A 14,627-nucleotide genomic window follows, 5' to 3' on the forward strand; every position below is an offset into this window, starting at 1 on the left:
TGATTTAAGGCGGCTAATTTCTTATGAGTATCAAAAGCGACCGTTGGATTCGGCGGGCTGCTGCCCAAGGCATGATCGAGCCTTTCGAGCCAGGCCAGGTGCGCAGTGTGGACGGTCAGCGCATCGTCAGCTACGGCACTAGCAGCTATGGTTACGATGTGCGCTGTGCCAACGAATTCAAGATTTTTACCAACATCAACTCGACCATCGTCGACCCCAAGGCGTTTGATGAAAAGTCCTTTGTGGATTTTGTCGGTGATGTGTGCATTATCCCGCCCAACTCCTTCGCTCTGGCCCGCACGGTTGAATACTTTCGTATTCCCCGCAGTGTGCTGACGATGTGTCTGGGCAAAAGCACCTATGCCCGTTGCGGCATCATTGTGAACGTGACCCCGCTGGAACCCGAATGGGAAGGCCATGTCACGCTGGAGTTTTCCAACACCACTCCGCTGCCCGCCAAGATTTACGCGGGGGAAGGGTGTGCCCAGATGCTGTTCTTTGAAAGCGATGAAGTGTGCGAAGTCTCGTACCGCGACCGTGGCGGTAAATATCAAGGTCAGCTGGGCGTCACCTTGCCCCGTACCTAGGAGTTCTGGATGAAGTTTCGTTTTCCTATCGTCATCATCGACGAAGACTACCGTTCCGAAAATACGTCGGGTCTGGGTATTCGAGCCCTGGCTGCGGCGATAGAGGCCGAAGGCGTGGAGGTTCTCGGGGTCACCAGCTATGGTGACCTTAGTTCTTTTGCGCAACAGCAAAGCCGCGCGAGCGCCTTCATTTTGTCGATTGATGATGAGGAATTCGATGTGGATTCCCCAGAAGATGTCGCCAATGCGATCAAGAACCTGCGCTCCTTTATTGGCGAGCTGCGGTTTCGCAACGAGGACATCCCCATCTATCTGTATGGCGAGACGCGAACTTCGCAGCATATCCCCAACGATATTTTGCGCGAATTGCACGGCTTTATTCACATGTTCGAGGACACGCCCGAGTTCGTGGCGCGTCACATTATCCGTGAAGCACGTTCCTACCTGGAAAGTCTGGCGCCGCCGTTTTTTCGCGAACTGGTCAAATATGCATCGGACGGTTCCTATTCCTGGCACTGCCCGGGGCACTCGGGTGGCGTGGCCTTTCTGAAAAGCCCGGTTGGGCAAATGTTTCACCAGTTCTTTGGTGAAAACATGCTGCGCGCGGATGTCTGTAATGCGGTGGACGAGCTGGGGCAGTTGCTGGACCATACCGGTCCGGTCGCGGATGCCGAGCGCAATGCCGCGCGCATTTTCCATGCTGATCACTGCTTTTTCGTCACGAACGGCACGTCCACGTCCAACAAGATCGTCTGGCATGCCAACGTCGCCAACAATGATGTGGTGGTGGTCGATCGCAACTGCCATAAGTCGATTCTGCACGCCATCACCATGACGGGCGCCATCCCGGTGTTCTTGCGCCCTACGCGCAATCACCTGGGGATTATTGGCCCCATCCCGCAAGAGGAGTTCTTGCCGGAAAACATTGCACGCAAGATCGAGGCGAACCCCTTTGCCAGCAAGGCCAAGAATAAGAAACCCCGTATTTTGACGCTGACGCAAAGTACCTATGACGGGGTGATCTACAACGTGGAAATGATCAAGGAAACACTGGATTCCAAGATCCCTACGCTGCACTTTGATGAGGCCTGGTTGCCGCATGCGGCCTTCCATGACTTCTATCACGACATGCATGCGATTGGGGCGGACCGTCCACGTACCAAAGACACCATGATTTACGCCACGCATTCCACGCACAAAATGCTGGCCGGCTTGTCGCAGGCGTCCCAGATTACGGTACAGGATGCGGAAAACCGACCGCTGGACCGTAACGTGTTCAATGAAGCCTATCTGATGCACACCAGCACCAGCCCGCAGTACGCCATTATTGCGTCCTGCGATGTGGCGGCAGCCATGATGGAGCCACCGGGTGGCACTGCTCTGGTTGAGGAAAGCATTTGCGAGGCCATGGACTTTCGCCGTGCCATGCGCAAGGTGTCCAAGGAGTACGGCGAGAACGACTGGTGGTTCAAGGTATGGGGCCCTGACACGCTGCCCGAGGAAGGCATAGGCGAGCGCGAGGACTGGATTTTGCGCTCCGATGCGGAATGGCATGGCTTTGGCAAGTTGTCCACCAACTTCAATATGCTGGACCCGGTCAAGGCGACAGTCGTCACACCCGGTCTGGATATTTCTGGCACCTTTGCCGAGCAGGGCATCCCGGCCGCTCTGGTGTCCAAATACCTGGCCGAGCATGGCGTGGTGGTGGAAAAAACCGGCCTGTATTCCTTTTTTATCCTGTTCACCATTGGCATCACCAAAGGTCGCTGGAATACCTTGCTGACCGCCTTGCAACAGTTCAAGGACGACTACGATCGCAACCAGCCCATGTGGCGCATCTTGCCGGATTTTTGCAAGGCTCAGCCCACCTATGAACGCATGGGCTTGCGTGACCTGTGTCAGCAGATTCACCAGGCTTACCGCAAGTACGATCTGGCCCGCCTGACTACCGAGGTTTACCTGAGCGATATGATTCCTGCTCTGAAACCGTCGGATGCGTATGCCAAGATGGCGCATGGCGATATCGAGCGCGTGGGCATTGATGAGCTCGAGGGCCGGGTGACCGGTGTGTTGCTGACTCCTTATCCTCCCGGTATTCCTTTGCTGATACCTGGCGAACGCTTTAACTCCCGCATTGTGGAGTACCTGCAGTTTGCGCGCGAGTTCAATGCGCGTTTTCCCGGCTTTGAAACCTATGTGCATGGACTGGCGCAGGATATTGGCCCCGATGGACTGCCGCGCTACTACGTAGATTGCGTGCTTGAGTCTGAACCCAACGAGTAAATTTGCGTGATCCCTTTTTTTGATGTGGCCGTCATAGGCGCAGGTGCAGCCGGCATGATGGCTGCCAGTATCGCAGGCCAGCGCGGCCTGCGAGTGGTATTGATTGATCACGCTGAAAAGCTGGCCGAGAAAATCCGTATTTCCGGTGGAGGACGTTGCAACTTCACCAATACGGGCACGTCGCCCGAGAACTTCCTGTCCAAAAACCCGCACTTTTGCCGTTCAGCGCTGGCCGGTTATACCCCGCAGGATTTCTTGCAGCTGGTGCGCGACTATCGCATTGGCTTTCATGAGAAGCACAAAGGTCAGCTGTTTTGTGATGACTCCAGCGAGTCCATTATCCAGATGCTGCGTCAGGAATGTCTGAAAGGGCAGGTGTCCTGGCGCATGCCTTGTTCCGTTCAGTCCATTGGTCGTACGGAGCAAGGCTTTGTGTTGCGCACCAGTCAGGGTGAGCTCAATGCCCTGCAAGTCGTTATTGCGACAGGGGGCATGGCCATTCCGCAGTTGGGTTCTACGGACTATGCCCTGCGTGTGGCGCGTCACTTCGGTCTGAAAGTAATTGAGCCCCATCCCGCACTGGTGCCCCTGACTTTCGACGGTCGTGACTGGAAGCCATTTTCTGCCCTGAGTGGCGTGGCGTTGGAAGTGGAAGTCAGTACCGGGCAGGGTAAGCAGCGCCAGGCTTTTCTGGAAGACCTGTTGTTTACGCATCGCGGCTTGTCAGGGCCGGGTATTTTGCAGATTTCCAGCTACTGGCAGCCAGGTGAGAGCATTTGCGTGGATCTGGCACCGGGCCAGGACATTGCCCAGCAGTTGCTGGACTTGAAGGCGGGGAATCGCCAGCAGTTGGTGACGGTGTTGTCGACATTGTGGCCGCGTCGTTTGGTGGAGCAGTGGCTCGATACCTCGGAGCTGTTGCCCAAAGGCGTAGGCCAACAACGTCTGGCCGATTTGCCGGATCGCGTCTTGCGTTCCGTGGGGCAAGTGATTAATGCCTGGGCGTTGAAGCCCAGTGGCACTGCAGGCTATAAAAAGGCGGAAGTGATGAGCGGCGGCGTGGATACCCGTGAGCTCAATCAGAAAAGCATGGAAGCACGCAAGGTTCCTGGCCTGTTCTTTATTGGCGAAGCGGTGGATGTTACCGGTTGGCTGGGCGGGTACAACTTTCAATGGGCTTGGGCTTCGGCCGCGGCTTGTGCGCGGGCACTGAAGGCGCAGGCGGCTCAAAGTTAAGCAAGCGGGTGAAGACGGCAGGGCCTCGATTGGGTGGCCGTTTTTGAAATCAACACAGGTGTTGGCTGGTTAGTCAGGGAGGCAATATGCAACTGCCAGTAGATAGAAAGTACGTAGCAAGTCATGAGTGGGCCAAGGAGGAAGGCGGAGTTGTGCTGGTAGGCATTACTGATTTTGCGCAGGACCAGTTGGGTGATTTGGTTTTTGTCGGGGACTTCACTCCTGGGACCCGGCTGGCCGCCGGTCAGACGGCAGGGGTGGTGGAGTCGGTGAAAGCTGCTTCCGATATTTATGCGCCGGTTTCGGGTGAGTTGGTGGAGTTCAACCAAGCCTTGTCGGATGCGCCGCACCTGTTGAATGAAGCCCCGTTCGATACCTGGATTTTCAAGCTCAAGGCTGATAATCCGGCGGATCTGGACGGTTTGCTGGATGGTCCGGCTTACGCGGCGGTCGCGGAGTAAGGCCAGACGTAGAGCCCGTACGAATGCAGTTTGGCCTTGCCTGATGCAGGCGGACTGATCGGAAAAAAGCCTGAATCCGTTTGACGGGTTCAGGCTTTTTTTTTGGCTTCGGGCGTCAGCAGGGGGGTGCGCAGAGGCCCCGGTGCTTGCTTGAAGCCCGTGCCTGATGCCTGTCCCGACAACTGAAGCGATGCGAAGCCCGAGCCAGGGTTTTTGGGCTTTGGTGACTGTCAGCTCGATAGAGCGGTGGTGGTCAAAGGCTTGCAAGGCATGAAAAACAACGCCTTGACCTCATTGCCAGGAAGTCATGCGCCGCATAGTGACTAAGCGCCCCGCTCGTTGCTCTACGGCTTTCTTAGCGGCGACGATAGGTGACATAGTCGTAAGTAAAGCCATTTTCCTCAGGCTGGGGAAGGCGTTCAATTTCTTCCCACTCACCTTCCGGCAGTATCGGGAAGAAGGTGTCGCCGTCCACCTCTGCCTTGATTTCAGTGGCAATCAGCTCCTGAGCGATGGGCAGGGCCAGACGGAAAAGCTGTTCGCCGCCAATCACGCAAACGGTGTCATAACCGGGGCAGGCCGCCAGAGCATCGTCCAGATTGCTGAAAACCTGCGCGCCCTGGGCCTGATAGTCCGCATTGCGGCTGATCACCAGATTCGGGCGACCCGGCAAGGGCCGGCCCAGCGACTCCCAGGTCTTGCGGCCCATGATGATGGGCAAACCCATGGTCACACGCTTGAAGTGCTGCAGGTCGGACGGCAGACGCCAGGGCAGGTCCTGATCTTTGCCAATGCAACGGTTGGCCGCATACGCGACAACCAGACGGATAAGTGGGAGGGTGCTCATACGGCAACGGGCGCCTTGATATGGGGGTGAGGATCGTAATCGGTGATCTCGAAGTCTTCGTACTCGTACTCAAACAGGCTGGCCGGCTTGCGCTTGATGGTCAGCTTGGGGTAGGGGCGCGGGTCGCGTGAGAGCTGCAGTTCAGCCTGCTCGAAGTGGTTCGAGTACAGGTGGCAGTCGCCTCCGGTCCAGATGAAATCGCCGACCTCCAGATCACATTGCTGGGCCACCATGTGGGTCAGCAAGGCGTAGCTGGCAATGTTGAATGGCACACCCAGGAAAATATCCGCGCTGCGCTGGTAGAGCTGGCAGGAGAGCTTGCCGTTGGCAACGTAGAACTGGAACAGGGCATGGCAAGGGGGCAGGGCCATCTGATTGACATCGGCCACATTCCAGGCAGAAACGATCAGGCGGCGCGAGTCGGGATTGTTGCGAATCTGCTCTACCACCTGGCTGATCTGGTCAATATGACGCCCATCGGGAGTGGGCCAGGAGCGCCATTGCACGCCGTAGACGGGGCCCAGATTGCCGTTCTCGTCAGCCCACTCGTCCCAGATAGAGACGCCACGCTCTTGCAGCCACCGCACGTTGGAGTCGCCGCGCAAAAACCATAGCAACTCGATAAAGATGCTGCGGGTGTGCAGCTTCTTGGTGGTGATCAGTGGAAAGCCCTGCGACAGATCGAAGCGCATTTGGTGGCCAAATACCGAGTTCGTACCGGTGCCGGTGCGATCCCCTTTGGGAGTGCCTTGGGTGTAGACCAGGCGCAGCAGGTCTTCGTAGGGATAAAGGGACATGGCGAACTCAGGCTTGCTCAATAGCGACGGAATAAGTGATCTCGGCGGTCTTGCCCAACATGGCCGAGGCTGAACAGTACTTGTCATGCGACAGCTGCACGGCACGCTCGACGGCGGCTTGAGGCAGGTCCTTGCCGGTCACCACAAAAGTGAAATGAATCTTGGTAAAGACTTTGGGATCGGTGTCGGCGCGTTCAGCCGTCAGTTTGACCTGACAGCCGGTAATGGCATGACGACCTCGCTTGAGAATCAGCACCACGTCGTACGCTGCGCAGCCGCCTGCGCCGGTCAGCAACATTTCCATGGGTCGGGGAGCCAGATTATTGCCGCCTCCTTCGGGAGCGCCGTCCATGGCCGTCACATGACCGCTGCCCGTACGGGCAACAAACAGCATGCCGTCCTTGCCGCCCCAGTCGATTGTGCATTCCATATGAATTCCTTTGTTGTCAGTGCGAGCCAAGACTCGTCAGTAGATTGTCAGGGGTGATTGTACTTTTTGACGCGCTCGCGTGCAGCGTCCGCATCTGACCTGTGGGGCGATGGCTACTGCCACTGAACGGCATGCCGGTGCTTGTCGTCCTGTTCCAGGCCCATATAAGAAAAACCGTATGGACAAATCGGGGCAGAACCACGCTCTTTGTAAGATTTAGACTGGTTTTGTTGATTGTCCTAGGATAAACTTCGGAGCGGTACACGGCATTTTGAAACAGATATGTCACACGGGTTTACCCTCGCCTATAATGACAGTCGCCCGTATACCAAAAAATGTCGTGCTCGTATTTGTCCTGTCTCAATAAACCTTGCTTTCAATGGGGGCTTTATTCAGACGTCACAGACGGGTGTTTTAACATGACGGCTCTCGCGACCTAGGCAGTCGCAGATTTTTTGCGTCCATGCTCTTTCGATCTGCGACGCGTCAAGTGCCGCCGAGCTGCTTGGCAGCTTCACATTAACCAGGCCTGGATCATTGTGAATACCGTTTCAATACTGCTACTAGCTTTCATATTGTCCGTTACCGGACTTTTTGTCTTCATCTGGTCGTTACGTCGTAACTTCTTTGACCACAGTCCCGCCGCCTCGCGAGAAATTTTCTCCAAAGGCGAGATCGGGCAGGTAGATGACCCTTCCGCCACCCCTGAACAACGTCAGGCACTTCAAGATGAAATGGGCCACAAGACCATTTCTGCTGAGGATCGTCAGGCGCTGAGCGTTGAACTGGCAGAACGTGTGGAAGCCGACCGCTCCACCGCGTCGGTCACCTTCATTTTGCTGGCCTGTTCGGTGTTCTGGCTGATTGTGGCCTCGACCGCGGGTCTGATCAGCTCGATCAAGCTGCATGAGCCCGAGTTCTTGACGCAACACGCCTGGATGACGTTCGGCCGTATGCGCACCCTGCACCTGAATGCGGTCGCTTATGGTTGGGCCCCGATGGCCGCCTTTGGCGTTGCCATGTGGATGCTGCCCCGTCTGCTCAAGACCCCCCTGATTGGTGCCCGATACGCCATCACCGGCGGTGTCTTGTGGAACCTGGGTCTGGTCGGTGGGCTGACCTGTATTGCGATGGGTATTACTGACGGCATGGAATGGCTGGAAATGCCCTGGCAGGTTGATATCCTGATGGTTATTGGCGGCGCGCTGGCAGCCATGCCTTTGATCTTCACTTTGCAAAACCGTCGTGCCCACCATCTGTATGTGTCGGTGTGGTACATGGGCGCGGCGCTGTTCTGGTTCCCCATCCTGTTCCTGGTCGGCAACCTGCCAGCCGTACACGTGGGTGTTGAGCAGGCAACCATGAACTGGTGGTTTGGTCACAACGTGCTGGGTCTGTTCTACACTCCGATGGCCCTGGCGTCGGTGTACTACTTCCTGCCCAAGATCATCGGTCAGCCCATCAGCTCCTACAACCTGTCTCTGGTGGGTTTCTGGGGTCTGGCGTTTTTCTACGGTCAGGTCGGTGGTCACCACCTGGTTGGCGGCCCTGTGCCGCAGTGGATGGTGACGCTGTCGATTGTGCAAAGCATGATGATGATCATTCCCGTGCTGGCTTTCTCGATTAACCAGCACTACACCATGAAAGGTCACTTCCGCACCCTGATTCACTCGCCCACCCTGCGCTTTATCGTGCTGGGCGGCATGATGTACACCGTCAGCTCCATTCAAGGTTCCTTTGAGGCGCTGCGCAGTATCAACACAATCACCCACTTCACGCACTTTACGGTGGCCCACGCCCATATCGGCTTGTACGGCTTCTTTACGATCGTGATGTTCGGCGCCATTTACTACGTGATGCCGCGCGTGATGTCCTGGGAATGGCCTTATCCTAAACTGATCTCCCTGCACTTCTGGCTGGTGGTGATCGGTTTTGCCATCTACGCAATCGGCCTGAGCATTGGCGGCTGGCTGCAAGGTCTGGCGATGCTGGACCCTGCCAAAGCCTTCATGGAATCGGTCTTTGTCACGATGCCTTATCTGAAGTCGCGCTCGATTGGTGGTGGTTTGATGACTTTGGGTCACCTTGTGTTTGCCTTCCACTTTGTGGCAATGGCTTTGCGCTATGGCAGCCGTCGTATTGGTCCAGCCCTGTTTCACCAGCGCTCGGCAACTCGCAATGTAGTGGAGGCATGATTTAGTCATGGAAAGCGAATACAAACTATTGGGCGGCGCCATGGTGACGCTGGCCCTGGCCACATCGGCTCTGGTCGTTGTTCCTTACCTGCAGGTTGAGAAGGTGGAGCCCTCTCCGGGGCTCAAGCCCTACACCGAGGTGGAACTGCGCGGCCGTCAGCAGTACATCGACATGGGCTGTGTGTACTGTCACTCGCAGCAGCCACGCAGCCAGAACCAGGCTCCTGACTTTCAGCGCGGCTGGGGTCGTGCCTCGGTGGCCGGTGACTACTACTACGACACGCCGCACCTGCTCGGTACCATGCGTACCGGTCCCGATTTGCTCAATATCGGCGCCCGTCAGCCTAGCGTGGACTGGCACCTGGGGCACTTGTACCAGCCTCGCGCTTATACCCCTGGCAGCAATATGCCGTCCTATCCTTTCATGTTCGAGCTCAAGGACAAGGCTGACGAGGGCGATAAAGTTGTGAATCTGCCTGGCGATTTTGCCCCTGAAGGCAAGGTGGTGGTAGCCAAGCAAGAAGCCCTGGACCTGGTTCAATACCTGTTGGCGCTGGATCGTACGTATCCCGTATCGCCCGCCAGCGTTATCAAATAAGCAGGCATTGTTGAGCTAGTGCGCCCCGCAAGGCGGGGCGCCTCGGAGAATTAGAATGAGCGACAATCGTAAATATGACGCGCAGTTGCGCGAAAATGCGGATCCGGAAGAAAACGCGGCGCCTATCCCCTGGGTCGTCCTGGTGATTATTGCCGGTCTGTTCCTGTGGGGCATCTACTACATTTTCAGCAGCGATCTGAGTCACGACGCCACAGTGGGCGACAACCGTATCGTTGCCGATTTCGAGCTGCCAGAAGGCGCCGTGGATGGTCAGCAATTGTTTGTGGCCCAATGTGCGGCCTGTCACCAGGCAACCGGTGCTGGTGTGCCGGGCGTATTCCCGCCCCTGGTTGGTTCGGAGTGGGTGCTGCGCAAGCCAGAAGTTTTGGTCCAGATCATGCTGCACGGTATTGTTGGCGAACTTACGGTCAAGGGTAATAAGTACAATGGTGCGATGCCCGAGTTCCGCGAGAAGTTCAATGACGAGGAATTGACGGCAGTGGTCAATTACCTGCGTACTGAATTAGGTGGCAACAGTGCTGATCCTGTGGATGTGGCCTTTGTCAAAGCCGAACGTGAAAAAACTGCTGATAAAACTGATCCCTGGAATGGGGATGCCGACCTGGCTCCCATGGAAGAGTAGGACTGAAATGATGGGCCAGAGATGAGACTGTTTCTAAGTATTCTCCTGGTTGTTGCCCTGGGTATCGGGGCTCTGGCCCACCTGACACAAGGCTTTACTGCCTTGACCGCCGAGACAGCCCGTCGCAATGACGTGGCTGCCTCCCCGCGCTTGATATCCGATGTAGAGGTACTGCTTCCGACCGGGGGTAGTACGCCGCTAAGTTCCTTGTTGCAAAACGATGGTCGCATCACCATCGTCAACTTCATCTACACCCGTTGCGTCACGCTTTGTCTGGCGATGGGCTCGGAGTATCAGCAGCTGCAAAAAGCAATTCTGGACGAAGGCCTGCAGGACCGTGTGCGCCTGTTGAGTATCAGCTTCGATCCTACCGATTCGCCCGATCATTTGCGCCGTTACAGCAAAACCATGAAAGCCGATCCGGCTGTCTGGCAGTTCGTGACCATGATGCCAGGGGAACAGCGCCAGCGTGTACTGGATGATTTTGGCATCATCGTGATTCCCGCTCCCTTCGACGAGTACGAGCATAATGCGGCCTACCACGTCGTCAGCCCCGAGCCGCGCCTGGGGCGAATCGTGGACTATGGCGAACCCATGCTGGCCCTGGCCTATGCGAAACGGGCCTTAGAGGACCTGGACAAGAAGGAGGACCGGTAATGTCGTTGAAACGTGTTGTTGCGTCCTCCACGATACGTCCCTATTTGGGCAGCGCACTGGCGTTGCTGGCCGCCGTGCTGTTTGCTGCTGCTGCATACTGGGACCGCCCCCTGACTGCCTCCATGAGCCTGCATATGCTGGTTCATATCCCGCTACTGGTCCTGTCCGGTGTCGCCTTGCAGTCGGCCTTGCGTTACCAGGGTGTGGGCCGCTCGGCCTTTGTGCAGTCCTTGCTGCGTCCCTACTACGCCCTGAATGAATACGGTTTGCCCGGTTTGATCCTGGTCAGCTTTGCTGCGGCTTACTGGATGGTCCCCAAAGCGCTGGACGATGTTCTGGTGTCGCCTCTCATGGCAACGGCCAAGTATATTGGCCTGGTGCTGATGGGCATGGTGTTCATGGAATCCTGGCGTCGCGCCCATCTGGTATTTCGCTTGTTCTTTTTTGGTAACTTCAGCTGGATGATGGCGATTGTAGGTTTGTTGTATTACGACAATCCGGTTCGCCTGTGTAATTTCTATCTGCAGTCCGATCAGGAAATTGCCGGCATAGGTCTGGTCATCATGGCATGTGTCTTGCCTTTGCTGTGGCTCTTGTCCGAAAGCAAGGCTGTGATCGCCTTTTTGCGGCAATAATACCCCTCTATTTTGTTTTGCAGGTGTCCCTATGAGCCATACTGTTTCCAACAGCGATACCCGCTTGTACCGGCGCAATAACTTTTTTGATCAGATTCTCGGCGAGACCAATCGGGCTCTGGAAGTCCTTGGGCGTTCGGCCCGAGCATCACGTCCCAATCCGGCAGGCAAGGAAGTGTCCGAGATCAGCGTCGACGAGGCTCGTCATGCTGCTGGACTAATGCGTGTGAACCATGTGGGCGAAATTTGCGCTCAAGCCTTGTATCGCAGTCAGGCCATGTTGTGCAAAGATCCCCAGGCAACTGAGGTGCTGCTGCAAGCCGCGCAGGAAGAGGTAGATCACCTGGCCTGGTGCGATGACCGTCTGCGTGAACTGGAGAGCCGCCCCAGCGTGTTCAACCCCTTGTGGTATGCCGGCTCTTTTGCCTTGGGCTTGCTCGCCAGCCGTGCGGGTGTGCCGTATAACCTGGGTTTCATGGCCGAAACCGAACGTCAGGTGGAAGAGCATCTGGAAAGTCACCTGGAGTCTTTGCCCGTTAATGATCATCGTTCCCGCCGCATCGTAGAGAAAATGCGGGATGACGAGATCGAACATCGGCGTACGGCAGAAAATCACGGGGCAGTGGGTTTGCCACCTCCGGTGAAGACCCTGATGCGCATGATGTCTAAAGTGATGACGACCACGGCGTATCGTTTGTAATGCTTGTGCCGGGAGCGTGGCAAAAGCAGATCTTCAGTCTGATTCTCTGGCGGTAGAGGCGGGCCCATGACGGGCCCGCTTTTCAATGCAGGTGTAGGGCACGCAGAAATTCCAGGCGCAGGGGGAGCCAGGCAAGCAGCCTGGACCGGGTCCGGTGCATCAACGGCCTAGAAGGGACCTCAGCGCCCGAAACGCTCAGTATCGATACTATGCCGGTCGGGCCACCGCGATGAGGGACTCCAGACGCTCGCGCTGCGCTTTTTCTTGTTTGTGAAGCTCGACAAGCTTGTCACGGTCTCGATGGTACAGACCGCTGACGGGCTGTACTTTCTCCAATGCGGCACGCAATCCCCTGATGTAGTCATTGTCTGTGTGAATTTCGCCAGTCAGGCGGGCAATTCCGCGGCCGAGCTCTTCAAGCATGGGATTGCATTGCACAACAGTGGCACTCCATCCTTCATTGAAGTCGGCCTGTATGCCCGCTGCGATTCCGCGAGCGTGTCCCATAGCCTAACCCAGTGATTTGGCGAGGTATTCATTTCCGAAGCGACCTGTCCTGTCAGCGTTTCACTTGTTGTGCGCATGGGGAGTGAGGCACGGGAGAGGTGCCCGATTGAGGGCTTAGGAAAGGGCAAAATGCAGGCATTATGCTGATTTGCCTGATGTCGGACTGCCGCTCTTGAACCCTGTTTCGGCGGCTTAGGGTTAACGACTAGATACCCGATCAAGAATTTGCGCTAGGAAATTGATGTATTAAAGCGACAAGATCAGCGTCTAAGGGTTTTCCACGGTATTTATCTTGCATTGCACCATTTTTGTAGGTAGACTTTAGTTATTGGATGTTGAAAAGAAAGCAGGAAAAACAAGCGTAATAACCCTTAGCTTTCTGGCTCGATATTGTATCTGGTAGCCCAACTTGCCACGATTGTCTCCTCCACCCTCCTCCTTTGGTGGATTTGCCCGAGATCTTTAGATCTCGGGTTTTTTTTTGCCTGTATCCGTGCAACTTTGTTCTTAGGGCTTGTTATGTCCATGCATGATGCTGGCGCCTGACGGTAAAAAAACCTTGTCCAGCATAGTGATGGACAAGGTTTTTTTTGACCTGCTTGGGACGAACTTACTTTTGTGGGACGGTCGCCACGTGCAGCAAGTTAGTGCGTCCACTGGTGCCAAAGGGGACACCGGCAATCATCACGATCGTATCGCCGCCCTGGGCGAACTCGTGTTGCGCTGCCATATCAGTCGCATGATCGATCATTTCGCCCAGATCACTGACATCCTCGCAGGGAATGGCATGCACGCCCCAGGCAAGGCTTAGACGGCGTGCGGTTTCCACACGGGGCGTCAGTGCCAGGATAGGGGCGATGGGCCGTTCACGACTGGCGCGCAAGGCGCTAAAGCCGGTGGTGGTGTAGGCCACATTCGTTGCGGGTTCCAGAATGCTGGCCACACGACGCAGGGCGCAGCAGATCGCGTCTGCGGTGCTGGCTTCTGCCGTGCTGTGGTTGGCTTCCAGAATGGTGCGCCAGCTGGGATCGTTTTCGATCTCCTTGATGATGCTGTCCATGATGGATACCGCTTCCAACGGAAACTGGCCGGAGGCCGATTCGGCGGACAGCATGACGGCGTCAGCACCCGAGTAGATGGCGGTAGCCACGTCGGAGGCTTCGGCGCGTGTGGGAACCGGCGAGGTGATCATGGATTCCAGCATCTGTGTGGCGACGACTACCGGACGGCCTGCCGCGCGGGCAGTACGCACGATTTGGCGCTGCAACACAGGCACGCGCTGGGGTGGAACTTCCACGCCCAGGTCGCCACGTGCCACCATCACGCCATCGCACAGCTGGACAATTTCTTCCAGGTGTTCGAGTGCCTGTGGCTTTTCCAATTTGGCCATGATCCAGGCCTTGTCGCCGATCAGCTCGCGGGCTTCACGAATGTCGCCAGGACGTTGTACAAAGGACAGGGCAACCCAGTCTACGCCCAGTTCAAGACCAAATTTCAGATCGATCAGGTCTTTTTCGGTCAAAGGCGAGATAGGCAGTACCACGCCGGGTACGTTCACGCCCTTGCGGTCGGACAGCGGGCCGCCGACCATGACCGTGGTTTCTGCAAAATCCGGACCAAAGCTGTCCACACGCAGACGCAGCTTGCCGTCATCGAGCAGCAGGTCTGTCCCGTCTTCCAGAGCCGCGAAGATCTCGGGGTGAGGCAGGTAGGCACGCTGGCTGGTTCCCTCGGCGGGGTCCAGATCCAGGCGGAATTTCTGGCCGGTTTCCAGTGTCACGCGGCCATCTTTCATTTTGCCAACGCGCAGCTTGGGACCTTGCAGGTCCATCAGAATACCGATACTGCGACCGGTTTCCTTTTCAATCTGACGAATGGTGTGATAGCGCGCGGCATGGTCTTCATGTGTGCCGTGGCTGAAGTTCAGGCGGAACACATCAGCGCCGGCCTCGAACAGTTCACGAATGCGTTCTGGCGTAGAACTGGCAGGACCCAGGGTAGCCAGAATGCGGGAATGACGTTGACGTTTCATGGGTTGTTGTCCTTAGGGG

At 56.4% G+C, this 14,627-nt stretch carries 15 protein-coding genes; 10 read left to right on the forward strand and 5 right to left on the reverse strand.

From position 1 onward, the window contains the following. Window positions 1–23 precede the first annotated feature (23 nt). The 4 genes from dcd to gcvH all read left to right on the forward strand — a co-directional run bounded on the left by dcd (window position 24) and on the right by gcvH (window position 4,567). Entirely contained in the window at window positions 24–587 is a 564-nt protein-coding gene (gene dcd, locus ACOZ42_RS02410; RefSeq protein ID WP_003803918.1) for a dCTP deaminase, read from the forward strand. 9 nt (window positions 588–596) lie between these two features. Further along, on the forward strand, window positions 597–2,870 hold the full coding sequence (locus tag ACOZ42_RS02415; protein ID WP_003803916.1) for an arginine/lysine/ornithine decarboxylase: 2,274 nt from the start codon (window positions 597–599) through the stop codon (window positions 2,868–2,870). Between the two features lie 54 nt (window positions 2,871–2,924). After that, on the forward strand, window positions 2,925–4,106 hold the full coding sequence (locus tag ACOZ42_RS02420; protein WP_426345827.1) for an NAD(P)/FAD-dependent oxidoreductase: 1,182 nt from the start codon (window positions 2,925–2,927) through the stop codon (window positions 4,104–4,106). Between the two features lie 86 nt (window positions 4,107–4,192). Further along, entirely contained in the window at window positions 4,193–4,567 is a 375-nt protein-coding gene (gene gcvH / locus ACOZ42_RS02425; RefSeq protein WP_039943780.1) for a glycine cleavage system protein GcvH, read from the forward strand. Between the two features lie 355 nt (window positions 4,568–4,922). Here gcvH and ACOZ42_RS02430 read toward each other — a convergent pair whose 3' ends face one another. Genes ACOZ42_RS02430 through ACOZ42_RS02440 form a run of 3 tightly spaced genes read right to left on the reverse strand, consistent with a single transcriptional unit; the run spans window position 4,923 to window position 6,641 of the window. Further along, window positions 4,923–5,414, reverse strand: a complete 492-nt coding sequence (locus ACOZ42_RS02430; RefSeq protein WP_003803908.1) for a dihydrofolate reductase — start codon at window positions 5,412–5,414, stop codon at window positions 4,923–4,925. Continuing rightward, on the reverse strand, window positions 5,411–6,211 hold the full coding sequence (locus tag ACOZ42_RS02435) for a thymidylate synthase (protein ID WP_003803907.1): 801 nt from the start codon (window positions 6,209–6,211) through the stop codon (window positions 5,411–5,413). Before ACOZ42_RS02435 ends, ACOZ42_RS02430 begins: the two co-directional genes overlap by 4 nt. 7 nt (window positions 6,212–6,218) lie before the next feature. Continuing rightward, the gene (locus tag ACOZ42_RS02440; RefSeq protein ID WP_003803905.1) at window positions 6,219–6,641 is read right to left on the reverse strand and encodes an OsmC family protein; all 423 of its coding nucleotides are present in this window, start codon (window positions 6,639–6,641) and stop codon (window positions 6,219–6,221) included. A gap of 539 nt (window positions 6,642–7,180) precedes the next feature. Here ACOZ42_RS02440 and ACOZ42_RS02445 point away from each other — a divergent pair. From ACOZ42_RS02445 to coq7, 6 genes are read left to right on the forward strand one after another with little or no spacing between them, the layout of a single operon-like run. Then, the gene (locus ACOZ42_RS02445) at window positions 7,181–8,836 is read left to right on the forward strand and encodes a cbb3-type cytochrome c oxidase subunit I (RefSeq protein WP_039943885.1); all 1,656 of its coding nucleotides are present in this window, start codon (window positions 7,181–7,183) and stop codon (window positions 8,834–8,836) included. 7 nt (window positions 8,837–8,843) lie between these two features. After that, on the forward strand, window positions 8,844–9,434 hold the full coding sequence (locus tag ACOZ42_RS02450) for a cbb3-type cytochrome c oxidase subunit II (protein ID WP_003803902.1): 591 nt from the start codon (window positions 8,844–8,846) through the stop codon (window positions 9,432–9,434). A gap of 55 nt (window positions 9,435–9,489) precedes the next feature. Further along, window positions 9,490–10,077, forward strand: coding sequence for a c-type cytochrome (locus ACOZ42_RS02455; RefSeq protein WP_003803899.1), 588 nt, complete (start codon window positions 9,490–9,492; stop codon window positions 10,075–10,077). Between the two features lie 21 nt (window positions 10,078–10,098). Beyond that, window positions 10,099–10,734, forward strand: coding sequence for an SCO family protein (locus ACOZ42_RS02460; RefSeq protein WP_003803897.1), 636 nt, complete (start codon window positions 10,099–10,101; stop codon window positions 10,732–10,734). Continuing rightward, window positions 10,734–11,369 (forward strand): hypothetical protein, encoded by a 636-nt coding sequence (locus ACOZ42_RS02465; RefSeq protein WP_426345518.1) that lies wholly within the window; start codon window positions 10,734–10,736, stop codon window positions 11,367–11,369. Before ACOZ42_RS02460 ends, ACOZ42_RS02465 begins: the two co-directional genes overlap by 1 nt. A gap of 31 nt (window positions 11,370–11,400) precedes the next feature. Then, window positions 11,401–12,069 (forward strand): 2-polyprenyl-3-methyl-6-methoxy-1,4-benzoquinone monooxygenase, encoded by a 669-nt coding sequence (gene coq7, locus ACOZ42_RS02470; protein WP_003803894.1) that lies wholly within the window; start codon window positions 11,401–11,403, stop codon window positions 12,067–12,069. A gap of 207 nt (window positions 12,070–12,276) precedes the next feature. Here the strand turns inward: coq7 and ACOZ42_RS02475 are convergent, their stop codons facing one another. Then, window positions 12,277–12,576, reverse strand: coding sequence for a hypothetical protein (locus ACOZ42_RS02475; protein WP_240208955.1), 300 nt, complete (start codon window positions 12,574–12,576; stop codon window positions 12,277–12,279). A gap of 610 nt (window positions 12,577–13,186) precedes the next feature. Then, window positions 13,187–14,608: a pyruvate kinase gene (gene pyk, locus ACOZ42_RS02480; RefSeq protein ID WP_003803891.1), complete on the reverse strand. Its 1,422-nt coding sequence runs from the start codon at window positions 14,606–14,608 to the stop codon at window positions 13,187–13,189. Between the last annotated feature and the right edge of the window lie 19 nt (window positions 14,609–14,627).

Origin of the sequence: Alcaligenes sp. HNGD-HTN06 (genome assembly GCF_049932565.1) — a bacterium.
Classification (GTDB): Bacteria; Pseudomonadota; Gammaproteobacteria; order Burkholderiales; family Burkholderiaceae_B; genus Alcaligenes; species Alcaligenes ammonioxydans.